This window comes from Merdimonas faecis (genome assembly GCF_001754075.1).
GTDB classification, from domain to species: Bacteria; Bacillota; Clostridia; order Lachnospirales; family Lachnospiraceae; genus Merdimonas; species Merdimonas faecis.
In genome coordinates this window covers 14,767-35,613 of sequence record NZ_MIEH01000033.1, presented here as the reverse complement: position 1 = coordinate 35,613, position 20,847 = coordinate 14,767, and the positions used below count along the sequence as shown (strand labels likewise).

Genomic DNA, 20,847 nt, shown 5'->3' with positions numbered 1-20,847 from the left:
ATTAAAAACATTTATACTAGATGGTTATTTTAACCCGACGCTAATAACGCTGAACATTATTTTTACCGGAGTGTCGTTTTTTGTGGAGTCGGGATTTCTGATTATAGATATTGCTTTGGTTTGTTAATTTGAAATCGAAATTATGATATTATACAATATATTATGTGGTGGCGAATTTTCTGGAAATAGGGGGGGCAGCACATTTTGCTTTAATCGCATTTTTTGATTAGAATTTTTATACAACAAAGGCGGCTGGCGCAAGGGAAGAAGATATAAAAGTTTATAGAGCCCGCAGACTCGGGGCAGGAATTAGAGAGAAAGTTTATTGGTGAAAACATATGGATAATAAAAGAATTGTGTCAGTAGGAAAGGCTTCTGCCAAAAGCGAAAAGACATCAACGCACATCCCGTCGAAGATCCAGGCGGATACGTTGTTTACTTTTACAACAGAACTTGATCATATAGTGGCTTATATAAAAAATAAAATGGTGCCTCCGAGATATTGCGAGGAGGATATCAGGTATCTGAAAATCCCCCATTTAAAAAAGATTGCATATCCCATGAAATGTTTCTGTGATATTAATCTGCACCGGATTGAGGAACATTTGCAGTGGTATGGATACTATGGACTGGCTTTTACAAAGTACTGGGGGATGCAAAGACAGATCCAGCCAATCCAATATATCAATCCTAACTCTGAGTTGCGAAAAGATTTTACGACAGCGTTTTCGGCTGCGCTTAAATCAGATGTCCGAAAAGAATCAAAGATACAATTTAAGATGAAAAGCTTTTTGCTCCATGAAATGATGTATTATAAGCCATACGAGGGGAAAATGAAAAACAGGAATACTGGAAAAATTGAGAAAAAATGTTTTACTGATGAATGCGAATGGAGGTTTATTCCGGATGTAACCAGAGCTGGATTTGAACAGGTGTATTTTGACGAAAACATTTTAAATGCCGGCGGCTTAAATGATTTAAGTAATGCGATGTCTGGACTTCAGGAGATATCTCTGAATTTTGATTATGCTGACCTCAAATACATAATCGTTAAGACCCTTTCAGATTTTGATATTTTAGCTGAACAAATCATGACATGGGGGCTTGATAAGTCAGGAGAATATCAACTGCTCTCAAAAGTTATCATATGGGATAATTCAAAGGGGGATTTTTAATGTTTGTTGATTTTAACAGAGTTTTCAAAGGTAAACCTCAGTCACAGCTTGCTGTTCCTCCGGCACTTATCGAATATTTGAATCGTTCGCTTCCCGAAGGTGTCAAGTATGTGGCTGATGAAAATGGGAATTGTGTTATTACCGGTACGGATAATTCGTTTACGCTAGGAGGATTTTCATTAGACCTGACTGATGAACAGAAAAAGATCCTCGGTAAGCATTATACGGACAAGGACGTTTATGAATATTCATACAATGCGCAACAGCCTATTCGGTTGAGTTTGATTAAAGACGGCTATGTTCTTCTTAATGGACAGGAATTTCCTGTAAAAGAAATGGCATATAATCCATTGGCATCTATTAAATGTGTTTCAGGATCATTTTGGTTGTCTCCCCCCAGACTACCTGATCCATTTGAAATAAAAGTTGGGTGTGATAAATATGAGCGTACCCTGAAAGTTTCCAGGGTTCCAAATAACAGCATTTCAATTTGGGCATTTGAATCAGAGAAAGAAGAACCACTGTGTCTGAAATATTTCGCTGACAGGAAGACGCAGCGGATGACTTTGAATATATCATTGAATCTTGGAAGGGCAAAAAGTGTTAAAGATATTGTTGAATCAACATCAATCTATAATGCTTATCTTGAAGGAAAGGGAACGCTTTTAGGACAAAAACTAAATAGTATATCATGCGCAGACAATGGTAAAAAATTTAACAGTAATAGTATTCTGTTTTGGGAAAAAGTGTTGAAAATAGAAGAGTATCTCGAGGTATCTTTTATTCCGCCAAAAGATGATGTGGATTTTCATACTGCCTGTGTGATAGAACAATTATATCAGAACCTCATTCATAAAATCCCTGTTCGTAACAACCAAAAGATTAATTATATTGATGGTGAGTGGGATTTTAACGATATTGGAAATGATATGAGTGAGTCAATAGGGAAGCCATTTTTCTTTGAATTTGAAGCAGTATCGGAACTTGATCTGTTTGGCGTAAAGATAGAAGTACCTTCGTTGATCTGCATATTTGATGCCTTGCTTCAGGATTGTATTAGGAAAGGTGAAAAGCAGCGGTTAGTTCTTGCGGATGAAAGCGAAGAGAAGGAGCGATATACATCGACTATGTGTTTTAAAACTGAAGAGGAATTGGCAAAATACAAAACAAAAGGATCTGACGATATAATTACTCTTTTTCATGATGCGAAACGGGTGCAGGAGTATTTATAAAAAGACGAAACATAGGAGAATGATTGATGAGATATCCAAGAGAATGGAATGAGCATGAACGCAGGATTAAAGAGATATTTCACAATATTTATCGAACTCAGATTTGGGTTAGTATTGAGAAACTGGAAGATATTCGAACACCGGAAGAATTGGAAGAACGCCGGATGGTAGCAAAGCTGAATGTAATGACGATGGATATGCTTGAATATGATGAATCATATTTCGGAGAAGATTCTAATCAGAGACCGGCAGGATATCGACCTTATTTTTATAGTTATCTGATCTATATGGATGCTAGGTCAGATTTCCAGACATTGATAAAGTTAAGAGAAATGGGCGATCGGTGGTTCATAGCAGAATTTCGAAAACCTTATTCAGCTGGTTGGGATGAATATGAGGGAGTCATAGAAAGCAGTGCCAGTCCGGTGATTTTTAGAGAACGTAGCATATACATATCTGATGATACTTTGGATCAGGCAATACTTGACAGGATTAATGACGTTTATCCGGTGGCACCAGTGTCTGGCGATCATGTGATAAGGGGACAGTTAAAGACTTTACTGGATGGAGTACATTTTACATCGACAAGGATATATAATGTCGGAAATGGGAATCTTATACGTCTATCAGGGGATTCATTTCAAATGATGTTTGATGTAGGATATCATCAGAGGTCACATCCTGGTGGCAGTAGAATGAAATATGGGGCGGCCGTCAGAAGTTTTCAAAAAGTTATTCCGAATGCGGTGGTACTGTCCCACTAGGATGATGATCATATTATGGGATGTGTATATGCTCCGGAGAAATTATTTGAATGTCCCTGGATCGCACCGGAAATTGTTAAGAAAAATGCGATCAGCGCAAAACGGTTGGCTGCATATTTGACTAAGAAAAATAAACTGACAATTGTACAGAGAAATTCTGCGGCGCGGAAGCTGGTTGAGATAAAAAATCCAGATTCTACAATAACATTTTATGTTGGGGCAAATAGGAAATTTGATTTATCAAAGGAAAACTGTGGCGGTATTCTGATTGAGATTAAAAATCAGCAGAATGGGAAATTGACAGAAAGTCTGTTTTCAGGAGATGTTCCGTATAAAGCAGTAAAAAGCGTGATATGGGATCTCAGAGCTGAGGGGTATGATAATTTGATTGTTCCGCATCATGGATCTTATATGGATTGTTCCGCTTTGAAAGTGAAAAAGAGCGCAGTAGCGATTGTTTGTGGCGATGGAACTGCAACAAGACCATGTAAACCACATAAAGAAAAATTAGAATCCGGCAAAACTGGCTATGAGGTAATTACTACTGGGGAAATGGGGGTTTTGCAAAGACTGGAACTTGATGAAGTAACATTGTCCATGCAGGATCAACCTGTTCATCTGAAAGGGGATCTATGAATAATATAGAATATCATATTCGGTGTTTTGACCAATATAGATCGCAATATGAGAATGAGTATAATGCTTATATTGAGAACTGTATGAAGGAGCGGGAAAAATACGGCGTGACAACGCTATATTTACCAACAGAAGAAATGGATATGGTTGATACACTGCGTCAGGCCATATATTCAGCGGTTGTTTTGTTGGAGCAAGTAAAGATAACTGACAGGAATATAAGGAAATTTGTATCGGGAATTCGTTATATTAATAATCTTTTTAAACATTCTGCTGAGATGTTTGAAGTTGCGCAGATATCATGGTCAGGTGTTCGATTGACGTGTAAAATAGAAGATGTCGGGGGAATGAAATTTAAGGACGTGGAATCAAGGCCGATCCTTCTTTTTGGAGATCTGGATCAAGTTTCAATAGATGATAAGGTGGATGGGAAAACTAGAGCGGTCTTTAGAGCACAGAAGGAGAATTATGTTTCTGAAATTAAAGGAAAGGATTGCATCGGAATTTTAAGAAAGTTGGAAAATCTAATAAGGGAATACTATAAACAGGATTAAGTCAAGAAATATTTATTTTTTAGGGCATCAATTATTACTGTTTTCTTTCGGTTCATGAGAGCCGTCTGGTCGATACCGGTGCTTTGAGAATATTGATATTTTCAGCATTTGCAGCAGTTGGAGTTAGATAGCTATTTGTTCTTTTGTGTGTTTCATCGTTAGTCACGATGTGCAAGAGTCCAACTTTTTGTCCGCACCCCCAATTGGAATATAAAATTCAGCAATATGCTATATTGAGTATATACCATAAAAAGTGTTATACTTTTCCTACATAATCTGTATGCTATTTTATTAATGATGATTTGCTTAGTTGGAGGGAATATGTGTTTTTATATTGGGATTGAGGATTTGGCGGCAAACGCGCTGATCGAGGTGTTGAAAAAGACGGATAAAAGATTTCTTACGTATCATGAACTTGAAAGTTATGGTTCAGAAGTGGTTCAAATCTTAAAGGAAAATGGAGAAAAAGCGGTTTTGATTCTGTCACGGGATAATACTGATGCTTTGTTCAGGAATTATTCGGATTTTTTTGAAGAAAACGAAGAAGAGGGCGAAAAAGGGATTTCGCTGAAGGAAGGAAAGGATGTAGATGATCTGGTACACCAGTTCCGGGGATATCTTGCATTGGATGTTTTGCTTGCATTTATGAATCAACGTTCGATTCAGGCTTTAGGGGTGTAAGTATGAAAGAGTACAAAAGGCTGAAAGATCCTATTTACGGATATATTCAGATACCAGTAAAATATATGAATAATATTGTAGATACGGCTACATTTCAAAGACTGCGGAGAATACTACAGACTAGTTATTCTCCGCTTTATTCTTCTGCGGTACACAATCGTTTTGTCCACTCCATTGGGGTATATTACCTGGGAAATCTTGCTGCCAGACGGTTGGTGGAAGAAGTGAAGTCCAAAGAAAAGGAGATGAAAGAGGTAGAGCGTATAGGTGAACTTTTTCAGCTTGCCTGTTTGCTTCATGATGTGGGCCATGCACCTTTTTCGCATACAGGAGAAGAGTTTTATCTGGGAAAGGGACGTGATTACAGGGAATTACATACAAGATTGATAAGGAGTGTCGGAAGCGAATTATTTAAAAAGGATGTCCCGAAGGGAAACAGTCAGGCGGCAGCGCCTCATGAAATAGCAAGTGCGATTATTGGTATCATAGAATTTGAAAGCTTTTTCTTAAAGGAAAGTGAGAAAGAGTTCTTTGCAAGATGTATTACTGGGTATCAATATAGTAATACAGAGTCAGTTGAAAATAGTATTAAAAACTGTTTTATCGCTATGCTTAACTCCAAAGTTATAGATGTCGATAAGCTGGACTATTTGCTTAGAGATGCGTATATTACTGGATTTGATACTGTTAACATAGATTATGTAAGGCTGATCAGTTCCCTCACAATAGCAAGAGATCAGGGCAACTATAAGATTGCCTATAATAAAAATGCGATTAGTGTGATTGAAAATGTTGTCTATGCGCATGATGCGGAGAAGAAATGGATCCAGTCGCATCCTGTTGTGTTGTATGAAACTTATCTTCTTCAGCATATTATTGCGCATCTTAGCAAAGAGGTTAATCAAGGCAGCAAAAAGCTTTTCTCCATAGAAACATTGTCTGAGAAGGGTCAAAAACTTCGCAAGGGGATTTCCATCTCTCTGCTTTGCGATGATGATATTGTTTATCTGATGAAGAATGCATTTCCGAATGATATGAGTCGTGAATTTTTTGAACGCAGGGGAAGGAGACATCCGGTGTGGAAATCTGAAGCGGAGTATAAAGCTTTTATATTAGAAATGACGCACGGCGGATCACTGCTGCAGGATTTTGAAGATGCTATGAGTGTTACGGCCTTGTATCTTTCTAAAAGCACTGATTCCTGGGTGATAGATAATGTGCTGATAGAAAAGCTGCAGAAAGAAAAAGAGGTTATTGAAGAGACAGAGATGGATTCAGAAACAAAGAAAACGCAGTTAAGAGATAAAAAGAAAATATTAAAGGTTATGAATTCTCTGAAAAAGTATGCAGATGAAAATCATATGGAGTGCAACTTCATCATTCTGATGGCATCGCAGTTTAACAGTGGATTTGGAAAGGCCGATTTTTCTTCAACGAATATTGTGTTTCAAACCAAGGAAGGAGAAAAAGTTGCTAAAGTTGGAGATATTGTAACTTCTTTGCAGGCGAAAGAGCGTGAGAGAGATAATTTCTTTTATCTGTTTTATAAACGGAAACCAGGGGTAGATGAAGATGCTGCTGATATCGACAATCAGGAAATCTGTAAAAGGCTGTTATTGGATGTGGTGTCTTAGAGTGTTTTGCTAGATTCCCTTTTACATGGTATGTGCCGTGTAAATACGCAATGTAAAAAGCAGGCTTTTTTGGAAGAAGAATTGACTGGAGTTCCCGGAGACAGTGGATCTCGCAAGTGATAAATGCATCGGAGAGCGAGTACGGAATTGAGAAAGGCAGGCGTCGGGCAAAGAGCGGATCTGGGAGAACGTAAATATGTGTGTAGCGGAAGAAACTTAGGAGGAGAAACGAATTGATCATCAGCGAGAAGATTTATCTGCTCATGGAGCAGAGAGGGATCAGCCAGAAAGAGTTTGCAAATCGGACAGGAATATCTCAGAGTACGATCAGTGACTGGAAGAGAAAGAAGACCAACCCGGCAGCGGATAAAATAATGAAAATATGTGAAGTATTGCATGTGTCGCCGTATGAGCTTTTGTCAGAGGGGAAGCCGGTGGAGTATGATTTGGTCCTAAGCAGTGGAGAAATATCTCTGATCCAGGAATACCGTGCTCTTTCGGAGCGGCAGAAAGACCGGTTGAGGGGATATTTCGATGCCTTGAAAGAAGAATGTTAAATTGCCTGAAATGCGTGTTGTGATTGACATGCATTTTTTTGAATGATAAAATACCGTAAAAACGTAACGTATAAACAAATTTGAGGAGAGGGGGAAACAGAGTGGGTGAATACATAAGTCTGGCAGTTTCTAATTCGGTTTCAAAGGCAGAATGGGTACAGGCATACGAGGAAACGCTTCGTTTTCTTAAGATTTTTCCGCTGGCAGAACGAAGAAAGGTAAATGTGAAAGGTATAGATACAATCTGTCTTATTCCTACAGCTGAGAAAGAGGAGTCGGCCTGGTGGCTTGGCAAAAATGCGAAGCGGATCGGATGGACTGCATCCGGGGATTATGAAACAATGCAGACCGCAGATGACATTTCATTATTCAGGGATTTTGTTCAAGGCGATCTGTTTGATCAGGAGGCCGGGGATGCTATGCTTGGAGCGATAGCGGATTGTATGGATTACAGCTGGGAAGACCCGAGATTTCAGAAGGTAAGGACCACATGGGGGCGGACAACATCTGGCAAACCATATCACATTTATCTTCTGGCGATCGCCTGCCTTCTTGAAGCAAGACTGGGAGACAAGATATTCATATACGGAGATATAACACGCAGCCAGTGTCTGCAGGCGACAGAACTGATCAATCAATATCTGGATGAACCAATACAACCGCCGTCTCGCTGTGTGCCGGACAGATTTTATGAAAGGGTTGAGAGGCTTCCGTTCAGTACGGAAGAAAAACAGAAGATATATGCCAGCCTGTTACTTGGCGAAAATGCGGATGAACTGCTGATACAGCGATTATATGAAAGAGGAAAAGTAGACAAAGAATATGACATTTCGGATTATGAAGACCTGCTACGGTATAAACCGGGGGACACGATTCATCCGGTTCTGGAGGCGGCCGCAAAGAAGTCATATGGTGTCTGTCAGCATATACTGCAGGCAGAAGCGGACTTGGTCGACAGACTAATGAGAGATACGGCATATAATCGTTGTAAATGGCTTGTCTCTGAGAATACTTCCATTCTTCTCAGGGAGAAGGACTGGGAAAAGATATTTGCGGATATTGAAAATAATAAAGAATCGGTTAAGCGCTATTATCCGTTTACCTGTCTTCGGATAAATTCCGAAGATCAGGCTGCCATGATCCGGGCTATGGCGCTGAATGATGACTTTTTTAGCCTGGCGCGCCAATGATACAGGTCAGAATATTCTAAAACCTGAAGCCAACGTTTTGCGGTAGTTTATTATTTGTAAAAAACAGAAAGAAATCAACTGCGCATAAGAAAAACGAGAGTAATACAAGTAGAAACAGTGGGGAATCTGTGCTAGTATGTATTCAAGGCCCTTGGGTATCAATGAATATGTATTCAAAGCGACATATGGAAGAGTTTGGAGAAGCGTGTGAAAGAGAGTGATGGAATTATGTTGTTTCATGATTGTTCCAGTCAGCTTTACTGGTGGCTGAAAAAACAGAGACATGTGAAAGAGGAATCTTTAACAGACTGGCTGTTGTACCAGGTTTCAGAAAAATGCCCTGACATATATTATCAGGCATTTACAAAGCATGAAGAGGCGGAAAATGGATGTGACTGGGAATGGTGGATTCTGACTTCGGATATGTATTCGGAGGAGTATTGTGCATACCGTTTTCTGGTACAGGCCAAAAAGCTTTATCTTTATACCAGGGATAATTATCCATTGTTAAGTTATAGTAATAAAAATGGGATGCAGATTGATCTGCTTATAAATGAGGCTAAATATAAAGATGCCCTGCCGTTATATATGTTTTATTCGACGGGAGAGTCGGATATCAATGAGCAAATGAAGAATAATCCCTGGCTGAGCGAGGAAACGTTCAGGTGGTGTGAGGATTGCGAGAATGGATGCTATATATCTTTGGCATCAGCGGTTTATGAATTGCTGTTTGGCGGCTCAAGGCGGAAGATTCTGGATGGAGATCTGTTGAATTGTTCTTTTAAACTGTCTCTTTGTGATCTGCTGTTTGTTAGAGATGCGGAAAGGCTGCTAAATAGAATGAACCAGATATTGATCCAAAAGGAACAGAACCGGAATAATCTGCCGGGAGTCATCGGGATTAAACATTATAGGAAAGGAATCCCCGATTATCTGAAAATGTTCGTGGAGAGAAGAGAGGAAGATCTAAGCTGGTTTGAAAGAGAGATGAGGCTTACCGATATTGGTGGGATTGGCGTCATCGACTTGCGAAGGAAGGAGTAAAACTGTTCCAGGGAGGAGGGGCACTGAAAAACTTTGCGGTAGCCTGTCGGCTGACTGCCATAGCAAACTTACTTGACTTTGTGGGATATGAGTCAATTCTATTGCCGCAAAGATGAACTTCGGAAACAAAATCTGGAGGCTCTCTCGAGGTCAATTATGAGCTTTCAGTACTTTCAAAGGAGGAAGGACAATGGAGAAGTGTCGATGAAGGCATAGCCCAGCATCAGAATAGATCTGGACTATGCCTTCGTTTATATCATCCAAATTGGGATAATATAGTTATCGCTATTGACTGCTGACAGTGTGGGACGCATACAGAGAAGAGCGCCCTTCCCTTTTGGGACACTGCCTTTATTTAAAATATCGAATGCACCGATCAGCTTGCTGCCTGGATTGACGGAACGCTTAACCTCCAGAGGATGCAGTATGCCGTCGCTTTCAATAATCATATCAATCTCATGCATTTCTTTATCGCGATAGTACCACAAGAGACATTCTTTTGCATCGTTTTGGTAGGTCTTCAAAACCTCAGACACCACATAGTTTTCAAGAATTGCGCCGTTTAAAGCTCCGTTTGCCAAAATGTCAGGCGAACTGTATTTTGTAAGATAAGCAACAAGTCCTGTATCAAAAAAATACAGCTTAGGAGTTTTTACAGTGCGTTTCAAAAGATTGTTGGAGTAGGGCCGAAGATAAAAAATAATATCCGATTTTTCTAAAACCTGAAGCCAACGTTTTGCGGTATCATCAGATACTCCAACATCCTGGGCAATATCGTGAATGTTTAGCAGCTGTCCGATACGACAGGCCGCCGCACGGATAAAATCACGGAATATCAGTTTGTCGGTTAAATGGATAAGCTCACTGACATCTCTGTCAATATAGGTCTGAAGGTAACTGCTGTAGAAAACATCCCGGTCGGAAAAGCGGCCGCTGATTAATCCTGGCATAGACCCTTTCCAGATGCGCTGATAGATTTCCTGCATATCTGCGGGTGCATGTGTTGTGGCTCTTTCCTTTAGTGCATTCAGATCAATTGAAAAAGGAGAATTGCTTCCGCTGCCATAGATTTCATGTTGTGATAAAGATGGCATGTGGAGCAGAGCCACCCTTCCGGCCAGTGATTCCTGGGCCAGTTCCATCATACGGAACGACTGGGATCCTGTAAGCCAGAAACTGCCGGATTCGGCACCATTGTCAATTTCGATCTTAATATATGAAAAAAGCTGTGGAGCATACTGAACTTCGTCAATAAGAATTGGACGGTCATGCAGCTGAAGGAAAAGCGCAGGATCATTTTGAGCCATGGCCCGGTTTTCAAGATCATCGAGCGTGACATAAGCTCTGTTTTTTTGCATTAGTTGGCGCAAAATAGTAGTTTTGCCAACCTGTCTTGGGCCAGTGATAAGAATGGCTGAATATTCTTTGGACAACGATAATATTTTTGGTTCCAAATCCCTTTTAATATATGTCATATCGAGACCTCCTGGCTAAAATACGATTCAATCTTATTATAGCCAAAAAATAAAAGGAAATCAACTGACCATAAGAAAAACGCAAGTAATCCTACACGGTTTTGGGAGAAGCTTTCTCCTAACAACTTGATTTTTCTCCTAAAATCAACTATAATTTGGGAGAAAAGAAGAAAGGATAGGAGAAAATGAGGTCGTTTGATTATTCTGCTCTGAAGAACAAGACATGGGATAACGAGATCTTAGGGCTTGTCGCCCAAATCCACGAATACAAGGGCAGACAGGAACTGTATCTTAAGCAAAAACCAGAAGAACTAGATAGGCTGGTAGAGATTGCAAAGATCCAGAGTACCGAGGCATCTAATGAGATTGAGGGCATCCGGACTACTAATACACGGCTGAAACAACTGGTGGCGGATAAAACTGCGCCTCGGAACAGGGATGAGGAAGAAATTATGGGATACCGTGACGTTTTAAACACGATCCATGAGAACTATGAATATATCCCGATCCGGGCGAATTATATTTTGCAGCTCCACCGTGACCTGTTTCGGTATTCGGAGAAGGGGATCGGTGGTCACTTTAAGAATACACAAAATTATATTAGTGCAACAGACTCAGAGGGAAATGAATTTGTTCTCTTTACTCCGGTAACCCCATATGAGACTCCGCCTGCGGTTGATGCGATATGCGAGAGTTACAATCGTGTGATTGATACTCAGGAAATTGATGCCCTTCTCCTGACCCCTGTTTTTATTCATGACTTCCTTTGCATCCATCCATTCAACGATGGGAATGGGAGGATGAGCCGGTTGCTCACAACTTTACTTTTATATAAAAGCGGTTATGTGATCGGCAAATATATCTCGCTGGAGAGTAAGATTGCTAAAAATAAAAATCTGTATTACGATGCGTTGGAAGCCTGTCAGCGTGGCTGGTATGAGAACCAGGAAGATCCTGCACCGTTCATTAAGTATCTACTGCGAACGATCCTTGCAGCATACCGAGACTTTGAGGACAGAGTAGATCTTGTTAGTGAAAAGCTCCCGGCAGTAGAGGTCGTAAGGCGTGCTGTGTATGGCAAAATCGGAAAATTTACTAAGCGTGATATCATGGAACTCTGTCCGACTATCGGAAAGACTTCTGTGGAAAATTCTATCAAACAGCTGGTTGACAGGGGAGTATTGGTAAAACATGGTTCCGGCCGTTCAACCTATTACACCAGGAGTGATGCAGAGTGAAATTCGTATAAGGAAGGGGCGCTCAATGTTTCATATTCTTCCGGGGAACTTTTTCGTTCCCCTTTCTTCACCGAACCGAATCGTATATTGGGATTGTATCTGCAGGCTGTTTTCCGTGATGGAGCATCAGCTTTCTTTTGGTGTGGAAAGAGAAGTGCTTGTAGATGAACTGCAGTACTATTTTGAACAGTCTGCTGCTGCGGATGTGGTGGATGAAGAGTTTGCGGAGGCGGACAGCAGAGGCAAGGCTAACGGAATCTTAAGGAAACTGGAGTTTTATGGCTGGATTGAGATCGAGACAGATAAAAGCTATGTCCAGAGAGTGAATTTTATGGATTATGCAGTGCGTCTGATCAAGACGCTCCTTGAGATCGCGGACGGGAGGAAAGTAGAATACCAGGGCTATATCTATACAATTTACAGCCTCGTCAGGGCAAATACGGATCATCCGGGAGTCGTGCTTTTGCAGATCCTGGAGAATACGGATCTTTTGATCACGGGACTTAAAAATCTGAATTCCAATATCAAGCATTATATTGACGAGCTGACGAGGCACCGCACAGTGGCGGAGATTATGGATGCGCTGTTTAATGATTATATCACAAATATTGTAGATAAAGCCTACCACAGGCTTCTGACTTCGGATAATGTGTCCAAGTTCCGGCCGGAGATTATCGAGCGGCTGGAAAGCAGGAGCAGGAGCCGGTCTTACATAGAGAAGGCATCAGGGGAACTGGCGCAGCTCCAGGAGATTTCGCTGGAAAAGGCACAGGATACGGTATATCGGTATCTGCATGAGATCATAGAGGCCTTCCGGAATATGGACGACATCTTAAATGAAATCAACCAGAAGAATACACAGTATCAGCGGGCGGCCATCAACCGGGCGAAGTTTCTGCTTTCCGGTAACGAAGATGTGAGGGGACAGCTGAAAGAAATACTTCTGGCTGTGAATGAAAGGATCAATGAAGATAAGATGGCGCTGGGCGGTATCTATGAGATTGGTTTCCTGGAAGATCTGATCCGTCTGTATTCCGTAAGCTTTCTGGATGAACGGTCATTCTATTCGCCTACGGAAGGAAAAAGAGAGTTTGTTCCGCAAAAACTTGAGAATCATGAGGTGGATCTGGAAGCCCGGCAGGAGAAGCTGCGGAAGATGATGGAGAAGATGCAGCGCGTTTTAAGCAAGGAGAAAATAGAAAATTATGTGCTGGATCAGCTGCAAGACCGCCCGCAGATGATGGCGTCGCAGCTTCCGCTTGCTTCGGCGGAGGACTTTGTGAAGATTATCTATGTCAGGCTCTATGGGCAGAGAAAGAAGCTGAAATATTATGTGGAGCCGGAAGAGATGATTGAGGTCAGGGGATACAGGTTCCGGGATTTCAGAATCAGGAGGAAATGAGATGGAACTGTTTGATAAAATGCTGCAGAGGGAAAAAGAGGATTTCCGGCGGATCAGCAACAGACTTTTATCCGCCTGCTTTTTATGCAGGGCAAATGAGACGAGTAAGTCAGATTATTATTTCGTGCTGAAATATAAAAATGAATTTAAGACGTACCTGGATGTGCTGGGATACCGGCTGGAAGTGAATGAGGAACTGGGCGTGATACAGCTGGTGAATGCCTATAATTATAACCGTATGAATCTGAAGCTGTATGAATCGATCATTCTCCTGATCTTAAGGATCCTGTATGATGAAAAAAAGAGGGAGCTTTCTATCAGCGATGAAGTGATCGTAAACCTGGGAGATATCCAGGATAAGTATCTAAGCCTGCAGATCCGGGATAAAATGATCGATAAGACGACTATGCGCAATGCGCTCAGTGTGTTCCGCAGATTTCAGCTGATCGAGATCCTTGACAGGGATCTGGCAAATGAAGAGAGCAGGATATTGATTTATGATTCTATCCTGATGGCAGTACAGATTGACGATATTAAGAAGGCATATGGGAAAGTAGAGATATACAGAAAGGGAAGGCAGACGGATGAAGAAGCTGACGAGAATGAAGCTGATTAACTGGCACAGGTTTGAAAACTGTATGATAGATTTCGGATCGGCGACGCTGCTTTCCGGAGAAAACGGGGCGGGGAAGACGACGCTTTTGGATGCGATCCAGTTTGTGGTGCTCTGTTCCACCGGTTCTTTTAATAAGGCGGCCCATGAAAACGGGAAGCGGAAGCTGACAGGTTATATCCGATGTAAGACAGGAAAAGAGAGCCGTCCGTATGAAAGAACGGGAGAAGTGAGCGCCCATGTGGCGTTGGAGTTTTATGAAGAGAGCCGGCAGAAATACTTTATCCTGGGAGCAGTGGTGGATTCTGCATCAGAAGGGCAGGAGACCACTGGCAGATATCTGATCGACGGCAGTATGCTCTCAGATGACATGTTTTTTAAGAAGGATCAGACGCCCAGATCTATTGCAGAATTCCGTTCGCATAACGACAAGAGGATCCGGCAGTGGATGAAGACTCAGACAGAAGCAAGAAAAGTGGTTCAGTCAAGGCTTGGAAGGATTGAGGACAAGTTTTTCAGCCTGATACCCAAAGCGCTTGCTTTTAAGCCGATCGATGATATCAAAGATTTTGTGTATTCCTATGTTCTGGATGAAAAAGAGGTAAATATTGATGTCCTGCGGGAAAATGTGCGCACTTATCAGGATCTGGAGCGAACCCTTGAGTCTGTAAGGCGCAGGATGCAGAAATTGGAGCAGATTGAAAAGCTTCATGATGAGGCGGCAGACAATATACAGAAGGACCAGATGTACACGTATTTCCTCGCAAGGGCTGCTGTGGACATTGCCGGAGAGGAGACAGAGCGGCTGAAAGCAGAGAAACGGGCGGAAGAATACCGGAAAAAAGAGACGGAGAAGGATCTGGAAGCGGTTGTTCAGGAAAAAGAACAGCAGCAGGAAATCGAGACGAATCTGCGTGTGGAATTGAAACAGAACCGGGAGTTTCTGGCGCTGGAGGAGCAGGAAAAGGAGCTGGAGAGATTAAAAGAAGAGGAAAAGGTGCTCCTGGAAGAGAAACGCAAGCTCCTTGCCAGCGTGAAAAGATCGCTTAAGAAGGCAGAGAAACTGCTGGAAATCAAGGATGTGGACGGCTGTATAGCCAGGTATCGGGATGTGTTTGGGCGGATAGACACATTGGAGAGTACCGCCGAAGCGAGAGAAATCCTGGAACAGGTGATACAGTATAAGAAAGAAATGTATGAGAAGATCCGGCGTAAGGCTGCTGAGGTACAGATTCATCTGGCCCGGCGCAGGGAGGAGCTTAAGGGTCTGGAACATAAGATCGGCAATCTGGAGAAAAAGAAACTTTCTTATCCTGAATCCGTGGAACGGCTGCGGGAAGCTGTCCTGGAGGAGTTTGCGCGGATCGGCAGAGAGGCAGAGGCCAGGGTCTTATGCGAAGCGTTGGAGATTACAGACGAGAGCTGGCGCAATGCGGTGGAAGGATATCTGAATACCCAGCGGTTTTATCTCCTGGTGGAGCCGGAGAACTTTGATATCGCTCTTGGTACCTATGACAGGCTGCGCCGCGAGAAAAAGGCATACGGCGTGGGGCTTATCAATGCCCGCGGGCTGGAACAGTATGACAAAGCCACGGAAGGAACGCTGGCATCGGTGGTTACATCAAAGAATCCTTATGCCAGACGTTTTGTCAATATGGTTCTTGGAAAGGTACAGATGTGCAGTCGCTATGAGGATCTGAAGAAATATCCGGTGTCTATTACCAGAGAGTGTATGAAATATCAAAACCGGGTGGCAAGCGCTATCCGTCCGGAGATATTCCGTGTGCCCTTTATCGGGCAGAATGCATTTAAGGTGCAGCTGGAGCAGGCGAAAACAGAAAGGAAGGAACTGGAAAGTCTGGTAGGGGAGCTGGAAGGGCGGCTGGAAAACCTGGAACGGGTGACTGGATTTCTCTCGATTGAGGACGAGACAGACATCCGTTACCGGCTGGATGTGATCGGACGTCTGTTCAAGGTCCGGGCGGCGGTAAAGCAGTGCCGGGACAACATTAAGACATTGAACCAGAATTCTACATTGATCCAGAAGCAGGTACAGCTGGAGGCGTTGACAAAGATCCGGGCGGAGCTGGAGATAAGAGCAGGAAAATATCAGAAAGCCTTGGGACAGATCCAGGAAAAGATCGAGGGGAAGGACCGGGAGATCCAGGAGCAAAGAGATCTGAAAGCAAGACAGAGCGCTGAGCTTGCGGAAATCGTGGCAGGTGCAGGGAAGGAATATCCTCACTGGCAGAAAGAGTATGACAAACAGACGGAGCAGAAGTCTTATGTTCAGTTCCGGGATAATTTTGAGAGACAGCAGAAGAAGAATCTGACACTGCTTGATAAAGTGCAGCAGCAGATGCAGGATGTTATGATCGAGTATAAAACCGAATACAACTTTGGAGCGGCGCCGAATATGCAGGGCTATCCGGAGTTTGAAGCTGTTTATGAGAGGCTTAGGACATCCGAAGTGCTGGAATATGAAGACAAGGTACAGTCAGCCCGAAAAGCTGCCGAAGATGAGTTCCGGGAGCAGTTTCTGGCAAAGCTTCAGGAGAACATGAAGCAGGCGCAAAATGAATTTAAGGAGCTGAATAAAGCGCTGAAAGACATCACTTTCAGCAATGAGAGGTATGAGTTCCTCTATATGCCCAGCCGCCGCCACCGCAGATATTATGAAATGATCATGGATGATTTCAATATGATCCAGGGAGAATCCATTTTCAGCGGTATTTTCCATGAGACGCACAAGGAAGTGATCGAAGAACTCTTTGACCGTCTGGCCATTGACAATGATAATAATGTCAGGACATTGGAAGAATTTACAGATTACCGGACATATATGGATTATGATATCAGGATTCTGCATATGGACGGCAGCTATTCTCTCTATTCGAAGGTGTGTGAGGAAAAGAGTGGAGGAGAGACGCAGACGCCGTTTTATGTGACGGTAGCGGCATCTTTTGTGCAGCTGTATGGAAATAATATCGGAGGAGAGGCGGCCGGCCTGGTTATGTTTGATGAGGCGTTTAACAATATGGATGACGAGAGAATCGGCGGAGTACTGGAGTTTCTGCGGCGCCTTACGCTGCAGATCATTATTGCGGCGCCGCCGGATAAGATCCAGTACATCAGCCCTGCCATGGAGGAAACTCTGCTGGTGATGACGGATGAAAAGGTAAGCTATGTGGAGGAGTATTATAATGGTGCGTTTTGAAACCAGGATCCTGAACGTTCTTCTGGACTCATATGAAAAAAGCAGCCTCTTTCGCGGCGACAACAAGGTGGCGGTGCATATCAGTTTTCGGTTTACAAAGTCATCACTGCCGGAATATTTTGACGAAAGCTCTCTTTCTTATGAAAGCATTCATGCCTGGGCGCATGAAATGGAAGAGAAGGGCTGGCTTGAGATTGCCTGGAAATCCGGAAAAGAAGGGCATATCATTGAACGTCTGATTTTAGATGTGCAGAAAGTGCCGGAGATTTATCAGTATCTGAGACGAAAGCCATTGTCCGGGCTTATCTGCGAACAGCTGGAAATCATCCGGTCTGCCAGGGAAACATGCAGTACGCCCGTAGCAGAATGTTTCCTTGCATGGCTGGAGGAGCGGCTTTTAAAGAACCGGCCGGTGAAGGAGTTTATTGATCTTGCATGTCCAGAGGATACGGAACGTCTTTTGCAGGCAGTGACAGCAATAGAAGAAAATGAGAAGGAAAGCTATCAGAGGGAATTTTCCATCCGTGAGTTTGCGGACAGCAAAGCTCTGGAAAAATTAGAAGGAAAGCTGGGAAAGATTTTCCGGACATTTTCCGAAGAGTTCAAAGGAATGGAGACGGAAGACATTCTGGCGGAGTACGGAATCTACCATACGCCGAACTACATATATCTGAAAGGCGAGGGCGTAGTGGATTTTGGAAACGATGAAAATGCCTGTCTGAAACTTTCGGCTGTGAGGCAGGGAATCGGCATTTCGGGGGAGGACTTGTCAGACATCCGGATCTCCGGGACGGAATGGACGAAAAAGGTGATCACCATTGAAAATCTGACCACGTTCTTCCGATGGGAGGAAAAAGACGCTTTGATTATCTATCTGGGCGGATATCATAACCGGGTGAGAAGAACTCTTCTGGAGAAAATATACCGGGAGATGCCGGAAATCCAGTATCTCCATTTTGGAGATATTGACGTGGGAGGATTTGAAATTTATAAAGATCTGTGCCGGAAAACAGGGATTCCATTTCTGCCCTATCACATGGGCTTGGAAGAATTAAGCATGTACCGGGAGTTTTCCAGACCGCTGACGGAAAATGACAAAAGGAGACTGAAAAGGTTAATGGAACAGGCGGGAAGCGAGGGAGCCCCGTATCTGGAAACGCTGCAGCTTATGATGGAATGGGGAATAAAATTGGAACAGGAATGTATCCGGTAAGAAGAATTCTTTAGCGTTTGTCTCCGCATTTCCTCAGCCCGCCTACTCTCTCCCCTCCTGCACATATTCTCTTGCCATTTTCTGCTGGACCTCGTCCATGGTCACCTTCCCCTTGGTGATCCCCACCATACCGCTTTCCTTCAGCTTCCTAATGGTACGGTTTAAAGTCTTTACGGAGATGCCTGTCTCCTCGTGAATCTCCTCCCTGGTCCGGCGGATGACGCAGGAATGATACTCCTCGATGTACTGGAGAAAGTAGAGAAGAAGCAGGTGCTGGGGCGGATAGAACAGCCGGTTGCCCCGGTTGTAGGAGGAACGGTACAGCTTATATGCCACTTTCTGGGAGACCAGGCGCAGGAAGTGAATATCTTTTTCAATCCAGTCTTCAAAATCTTTTCTGGAAAAATACAGGACGGTGCAGTCCGTCGTTGTCTCAATCGTGACGGAGGTGCGCGGCTTCCCGGCAAGGATCGCCACCTCGCCCACGAAATCTATAGGATCATTTCTTTCGATCATAAATACATTTCCATTTTCAAATTCATTGATAACCCGGTGATAACCTTCGCAGACGATTCCGAAGTAATTAAGCTCGGCGTCTTTTTGATGAATGATCGTCTTTGGCGGATAGGTCTTGATGGTACAACGGGTTTTCAGTTCTTCCGGCATATAGCGGAGATAATTTTCCAGTTCCGGCACCTTGATAAGCAGTTCAGATAATGTCATAGCAGATTTCCCCCTCTTTTTTACAGTATACAACAAAAATAGCTCATTTGTCCTTTTTTTCCTGTGTCTGTTTTTATATAATGCGCTGGTATGTGACAAATCACGAAAAAACGAATGAGAAGACGAAGGAGAAGAGAGATGAAAAAGGAAACCTATGTTTATCCATCCACGATGGCCAGGCTGAAAGCAGAGTATAAGATTTTCATCCTGGCTTTTGTATTTATCGTGATCGCGGATTCCATCGGACAGATCCAGGTGCCGCTGGGACCGGGAACGCTGATTTTGTTCCCTATTTTTTATTCCCTGATCATGGGAGTGCTTTCGGGGCCGGAGGTTCTGAAAATATTTAATAAAAAGGAGGTCAAAGCGGCGTCGAAACTGGTGATCGTAGCGATCTGCCCGTTTATTGCAAAGCTTGGCATCAATGCAGGAGCGAGCATTGAAGTGATCTTGTCTGCGGGACCGGCGCTGATCCTGCAGGAAATCGGAAATCTGGGGACGATCTTTCTGGCCATGCCGTTTGCTCTTCTCCTGGGATTAAAGAGAGAAGCCATCGGCGCGACCCATTCTATCAACCGGGAGTCCAACCTGGCGCTGATCACAGACATGTTTGGCCCGGATTCGCCGGAGACAAGGGGAAGCCTTTCTATTTACGTGGTAGGCGGTATGGTGGGAACGATTTTCTTTAGCTTCCTTACCACCATCGTAGCCTCTCTGAACCTGTTCCATCCCTATGCCCTTGGTATGGCCTCCGGGGTGGGAGCGGGCATCCTGATGGCCAGTGCGACGGCGAGTCTGGCGCTGATCTATCCGGATATGGCGGCGGAACTGTCGGCCCTTGCCAGCACCAGCGAGACCATTTCCGGTATTACGGGGATTTATGTGGCGATCTTTGTTGGGATCCCATTGACGAAGAAGCTGTATCAGCTTTTGGAGCCGCCGATCGCAAAGCTCAGACGAGAGCCGAGTGAAGTGCTGGAAAGCCGGAAGAAGCAGGAAAATATGGAAGCGGATGAGACAGAAGAAAGGAAGGTACAGTAGATGCGGTACGCAGAGTGGGGAATTTTACTGGTGATTTCAGGGCTTGGCATTGCCCTTGCGAATTTTATCGGATTTGATGTGGGATTTATGGATTCTCTGCCGGGGATCCTGGTGCTGCTGGGGATTTCGGCGGCAGCGGTAGTAGTGAGTAAAATACTGCCTTTGAAACTGCCGATCGTGGCATACTGCTCTATCATCGGACTTTTGGCAGCCAGTCCGATCTGCCCGGCCAGGGAGTTTGTGATTGCTGCGGCAAACGGCATTAACTTTACGGCGCCGCTGACGCTGGTAGGCGCTTATGCGGGCGTTTCCATCGGAGATCAGATTAAGTCCTTTGTAAAACAGGGCTGGAAAATGATTATCGTAGGCGTGCTGGTCATGACCGGAACCTTCCTGGGATCTGCTGCAATTGCACAGGTTGTGCTATCTTTGACCAATGCTATTTAAAAGGAGAAGCA

Annotated in this window: 19 protein-coding genes; 17 read left to right on the top strand and 2 right to left on the bottom strand. The window is 43.4% G+C overall.

Annotated features, from left to right (window positions below; all coding sequences use genetic code 11):
- Positions 1-464 precede the first annotated feature (464 nt).
- The 10 genes from BKD12_RS15240 to BKD12_RS15195 all read left to right on the top strand — a co-directional run bounded on the left by BKD12_RS15240 (position 465) and on the right by BKD12_RS15195 (position 9,467).
- Positions 465-1,175: an abortive infection system antitoxin AbiGi family protein gene (locus BKD12_RS15240; RefSeq protein ID WP_176730986.1), complete on the top strand. Its 711-nt coding sequence runs from the start codon at positions 465-467 to the stop codon at positions 1,173-1,175.
- Positions 1,175-2,407 (top strand): abortive infection system toxin AbiGii family protein, encoded by a 1,233-nt coding sequence (locus tag BKD12_RS15235; RefSeq protein ID WP_070090210.1) that lies wholly within the window; start codon positions 1,175-1,177, stop codon positions 2,405-2,407. The genes BKD12_RS15240 and BKD12_RS15235 overlap by 1 nt, the downstream gene beginning before the upstream one ends.
- 26 nt (positions 2,408-2,433) lie before the next feature.
- Positions 2,434-3,171 (top strand): hypothetical protein, encoded by a 738-nt coding sequence (locus BKD12_RS15230; RefSeq protein WP_070090209.1) that lies wholly within the window; start codon positions 2,434-2,436, stop codon positions 3,169-3,171.
- 15 nt (positions 3,172-3,186) lie between these two features.
- On the top strand, positions 3,187-3,807 hold the full coding sequence (locus BKD12_RS15225) for a hypothetical protein (protein ID WP_070090208.1): 621 nt from the start codon (positions 3,187-3,189) through the stop codon (positions 3,805-3,807).
- 83 nt (positions 3,808-3,890) lie between these two features.
- Positions 3,891-4,361 carry a hypothetical protein gene (locus tag BKD12_RS15220; protein WP_141736960.1) on the top strand — a complete coding sequence of 157 codons (471 nt, stop codon included), beginning with the start codon at positions 3,891-3,893 and terminating at the stop codon, positions 4,359-4,361.
- 321 nt (positions 4,362-4,682) lie between these two features.
- Entirely contained in the window at positions 4,683-5,042 is a 360-nt protein-coding gene (locus BKD12_RS15215; RefSeq protein ID WP_070090206.1) for a hypothetical protein, read from the top strand.
- 2 nt (positions 5,043-5,044) lie between these two features.
- The gene (locus BKD12_RS15210) at positions 5,045-6,676 is read left to right on the top strand and encodes an HD domain-containing protein (protein WP_070090205.1); all 1,632 of its coding nucleotides are present in this window, start codon (positions 5,045-5,047) and stop codon (positions 6,674-6,676) included.
- Positions 6,677-6,909: 233 nt separating this feature from the next.
- Positions 6,910-7,233: a helix-turn-helix domain-containing protein gene (locus tag BKD12_RS15205; RefSeq protein ID WP_070090204.1), complete on the top strand. Its 324-nt coding sequence runs from the start codon at positions 6,910-6,912 to the stop codon at positions 7,231-7,233.
- A gap of 101 nt (positions 7,234-7,334) precedes the next feature.
- Entirely contained in the window at positions 7,335-8,423 is a 1,089-nt protein-coding gene (locus tag BKD12_RS15200; RefSeq protein WP_070090203.1) for a hypothetical protein, read from the top strand.
- Positions 8,424-8,651: 228 nt separating this feature from the next.
- A complete protein-coding gene (locus BKD12_RS15195) occupies positions 8,652-9,467 on the top strand; it encodes a DUF6615 family protein (RefSeq protein WP_070090202.1) in 816 nt (271 codons plus the stop codon).
- A 251-nt stretch (positions 9,468-9,718) separates the two neighbouring features.
- On the opposite strand, the gene BKD12_RS15190 is transcribed toward BKD12_RS15195, so the two are convergent.
- Positions 9,719-10,942: an ATP-binding protein gene (locus tag BKD12_RS15190; RefSeq protein WP_070090201.1), complete on the bottom strand. Its 1,224-nt coding sequence runs from the start codon at positions 10,940-10,942 to the stop codon at positions 9,719-9,721.
- Between the two features lie 185 nt (positions 10,943-11,127).
- Between BKD12_RS15190 and BKD12_RS15185 the strand changes: the two genes are divergently transcribed.
- The 5 genes from BKD12_RS15185 to BKD12_RS15165 are packed head-to-tail and all read left to right on the top strand — an operon-like array spanning position 11,128 to position 18,625.
- A complete protein-coding gene (locus BKD12_RS15185; protein ID WP_070090200.1) occupies positions 11,128-12,180 on the top strand; it encodes a Fic family protein in 1,053 nt (350 codons plus the stop codon).
- Between the two features lie 25 nt (positions 12,181-12,205).
- Positions 12,206-13,582, top strand: coding sequence for a Wadjet anti-phage system protein JetA family protein (locus tag BKD12_RS15180; protein WP_083262991.1), 1,377 nt, complete (start codon positions 12,206-12,208; stop codon positions 13,580-13,582).
- 1 nt (position 13,583) lies between these two features.
- A complete protein-coding gene (locus BKD12_RS15175; RefSeq protein WP_070090198.1) occupies positions 13,584-14,198 on the top strand; it encodes a DUF4194 domain-containing protein in 615 nt (204 codons plus the stop codon).
- On the top strand, positions 14,167-17,412 hold the full coding sequence (locus BKD12_RS15170) for an ATP-binding protein (RefSeq protein ID WP_070090197.1): 3,246 nt from the start codon (positions 14,167-14,169) through the stop codon (positions 17,410-17,412). Before BKD12_RS15175 ends, BKD12_RS15170 begins: the two co-directional genes overlap by 32 nt.
- Positions 17,399-18,625 (top strand): Wadjet anti-phage system protein JetD domain-containing protein, encoded by a 1,227-nt coding sequence (locus tag BKD12_RS15165; RefSeq protein WP_070090196.1) that lies wholly within the window; start codon positions 17,399-17,401, stop codon positions 18,623-18,625. Before BKD12_RS15170 ends, BKD12_RS15165 begins: the two co-directional genes overlap by 14 nt.
- A gap of 42 nt (positions 18,626-18,667) precedes the next feature.
- Here BKD12_RS15165 and BKD12_RS15160 read toward each other — a convergent pair whose 3' ends face one another.
- Positions 18,668-19,348: a Crp/Fnr family transcriptional regulator gene (locus BKD12_RS15160; protein WP_070090195.1), complete on the bottom strand. Its 681-nt coding sequence runs from the start codon at positions 19,346-19,348 to the stop codon at positions 18,668-18,670.
- A gap of 138 nt (positions 19,349-19,486) precedes the next feature.
- Here BKD12_RS15160 and BKD12_RS15155 point away from each other — a divergent pair, with 138 nt between their 5' ends.
- Together BKD12_RS15155 and BKD12_RS15150 are read left to right on the top strand one after the other, a co-directional pair.
- Positions 19,487-20,389, top strand: coding sequence for a DUF3100 domain-containing protein (locus BKD12_RS15155; RefSeq protein WP_070090194.1), 903 nt, complete (start codon positions 19,487-19,489; stop codon positions 20,387-20,389).
- Positions 20,390-20,836 (top strand): hypothetical protein, encoded by a 447-nt coding sequence (locus BKD12_RS15150; RefSeq protein WP_070090193.1) that lies wholly within the window; start codon positions 20,390-20,392, stop codon positions 20,834-20,836. It begins immediately after the preceding gene.
- The last annotated feature ends 11 nt before the right edge of the window (positions 20,837-20,847 follow it).

Coding starts and splice junctions, on each gene's coding strand:
- BKD12_RS15235 (WP_070090210.1), top strand. CDS start 1,175: ATGTTTGTTGATTTTAACAGAGTTTTCAAAGGTAAACCTCAGTCACAG.
- BKD12_RS15230 (WP_070090209.1), top strand. CDS start 2,434: ATGAGATATCCAAGAGAATGGAATGAGCATGAACGCAGGATTAAAGAG.
- BKD12_RS15225 (WP_070090208.1), top strand. CDS start 3,187: ATGGGATGTGTATATGCTCCGGAGAAATTATTTGAATGTCCCTGGATC.
- BKD12_RS15220 (WP_141736960.1), top strand. CDS start 3,891: ATGAAGGAGCGGGAAAAATACGGCGTGACAACGCTATATTTACCAACA.
- BKD12_RS15215 (WP_070090206.1), top strand. CDS start 4,683: ATGTGTTTTTATATTGGGATTGAGGATTTGGCGGCAAACGCGCTGATC.
- BKD12_RS15210 (WP_070090205.1), top strand. CDS start 5,045: ATGAAAGAGTACAAAAGGCTGAAAGATCCTATTTACGGATATATTCAG.
- BKD12_RS15195 (WP_070090202.1), top strand. CDS start 8,652: ATGTTGTTTCATGATTGTTCCAGTCAGCTTTACTGGTGGCTGAAAAAA.
- BKD12_RS15190 (WP_070090201.1), bottom strand. CDS start 10,942: ATGACATATATTAAAAGGGATTTGGAACCAAAAATATTATCGTTGTCC.
- BKD12_RS15185 (WP_070090200.1), top strand. CDS start 11,128: ATGAGGTCGTTTGATTATTCTGCTCTGAAGAACAAGACATGGGATAAC.
- BKD12_RS15180 (WP_083262991.1), top strand. CDS start 12,206: ATGTTTCATATTCTTCCGGGGAACTTTTTCGTTCCCCTTTCTTCACCG.
- BKD12_RS15175 (WP_070090198.1), top strand. CDS start 13,584: ATGGAACTGTTTGATAAAATGCTGCAGAGGGAAAAAGAGGATTTCCGG.
- BKD12_RS15170 (WP_070090197.1), top strand. CDS start 14,167: ATGAAGAAGCTGACGAGAATGAAGCTGATTAACTGGCACAGGTTTGAA.
- BKD12_RS15165 (WP_070090196.1), top strand. CDS start 17,399: ATGGTGCGTTTTGAAACCAGGATCCTGAACGTTCTTCTGGACTCATAT.
- BKD12_RS15160 (WP_070090195.1), bottom strand. CDS start 19,348: ATGACATTATCTGAACTGCTTATCAAGGTGCCGGAACTGGAAAATTAT.
- BKD12_RS15155 (WP_070090194.1), top strand. CDS start 19,487: ATGAAAAAGGAAACCTATGTTTATCCATCCACGATGGCCAGGCTGAAA.
- BKD12_RS15150 (WP_070090193.1), top strand. CDS start 20,390: ATGCGGTACGCAGAGTGGGGAATTTTACTGGTGATTTCAGGGCTTGGC.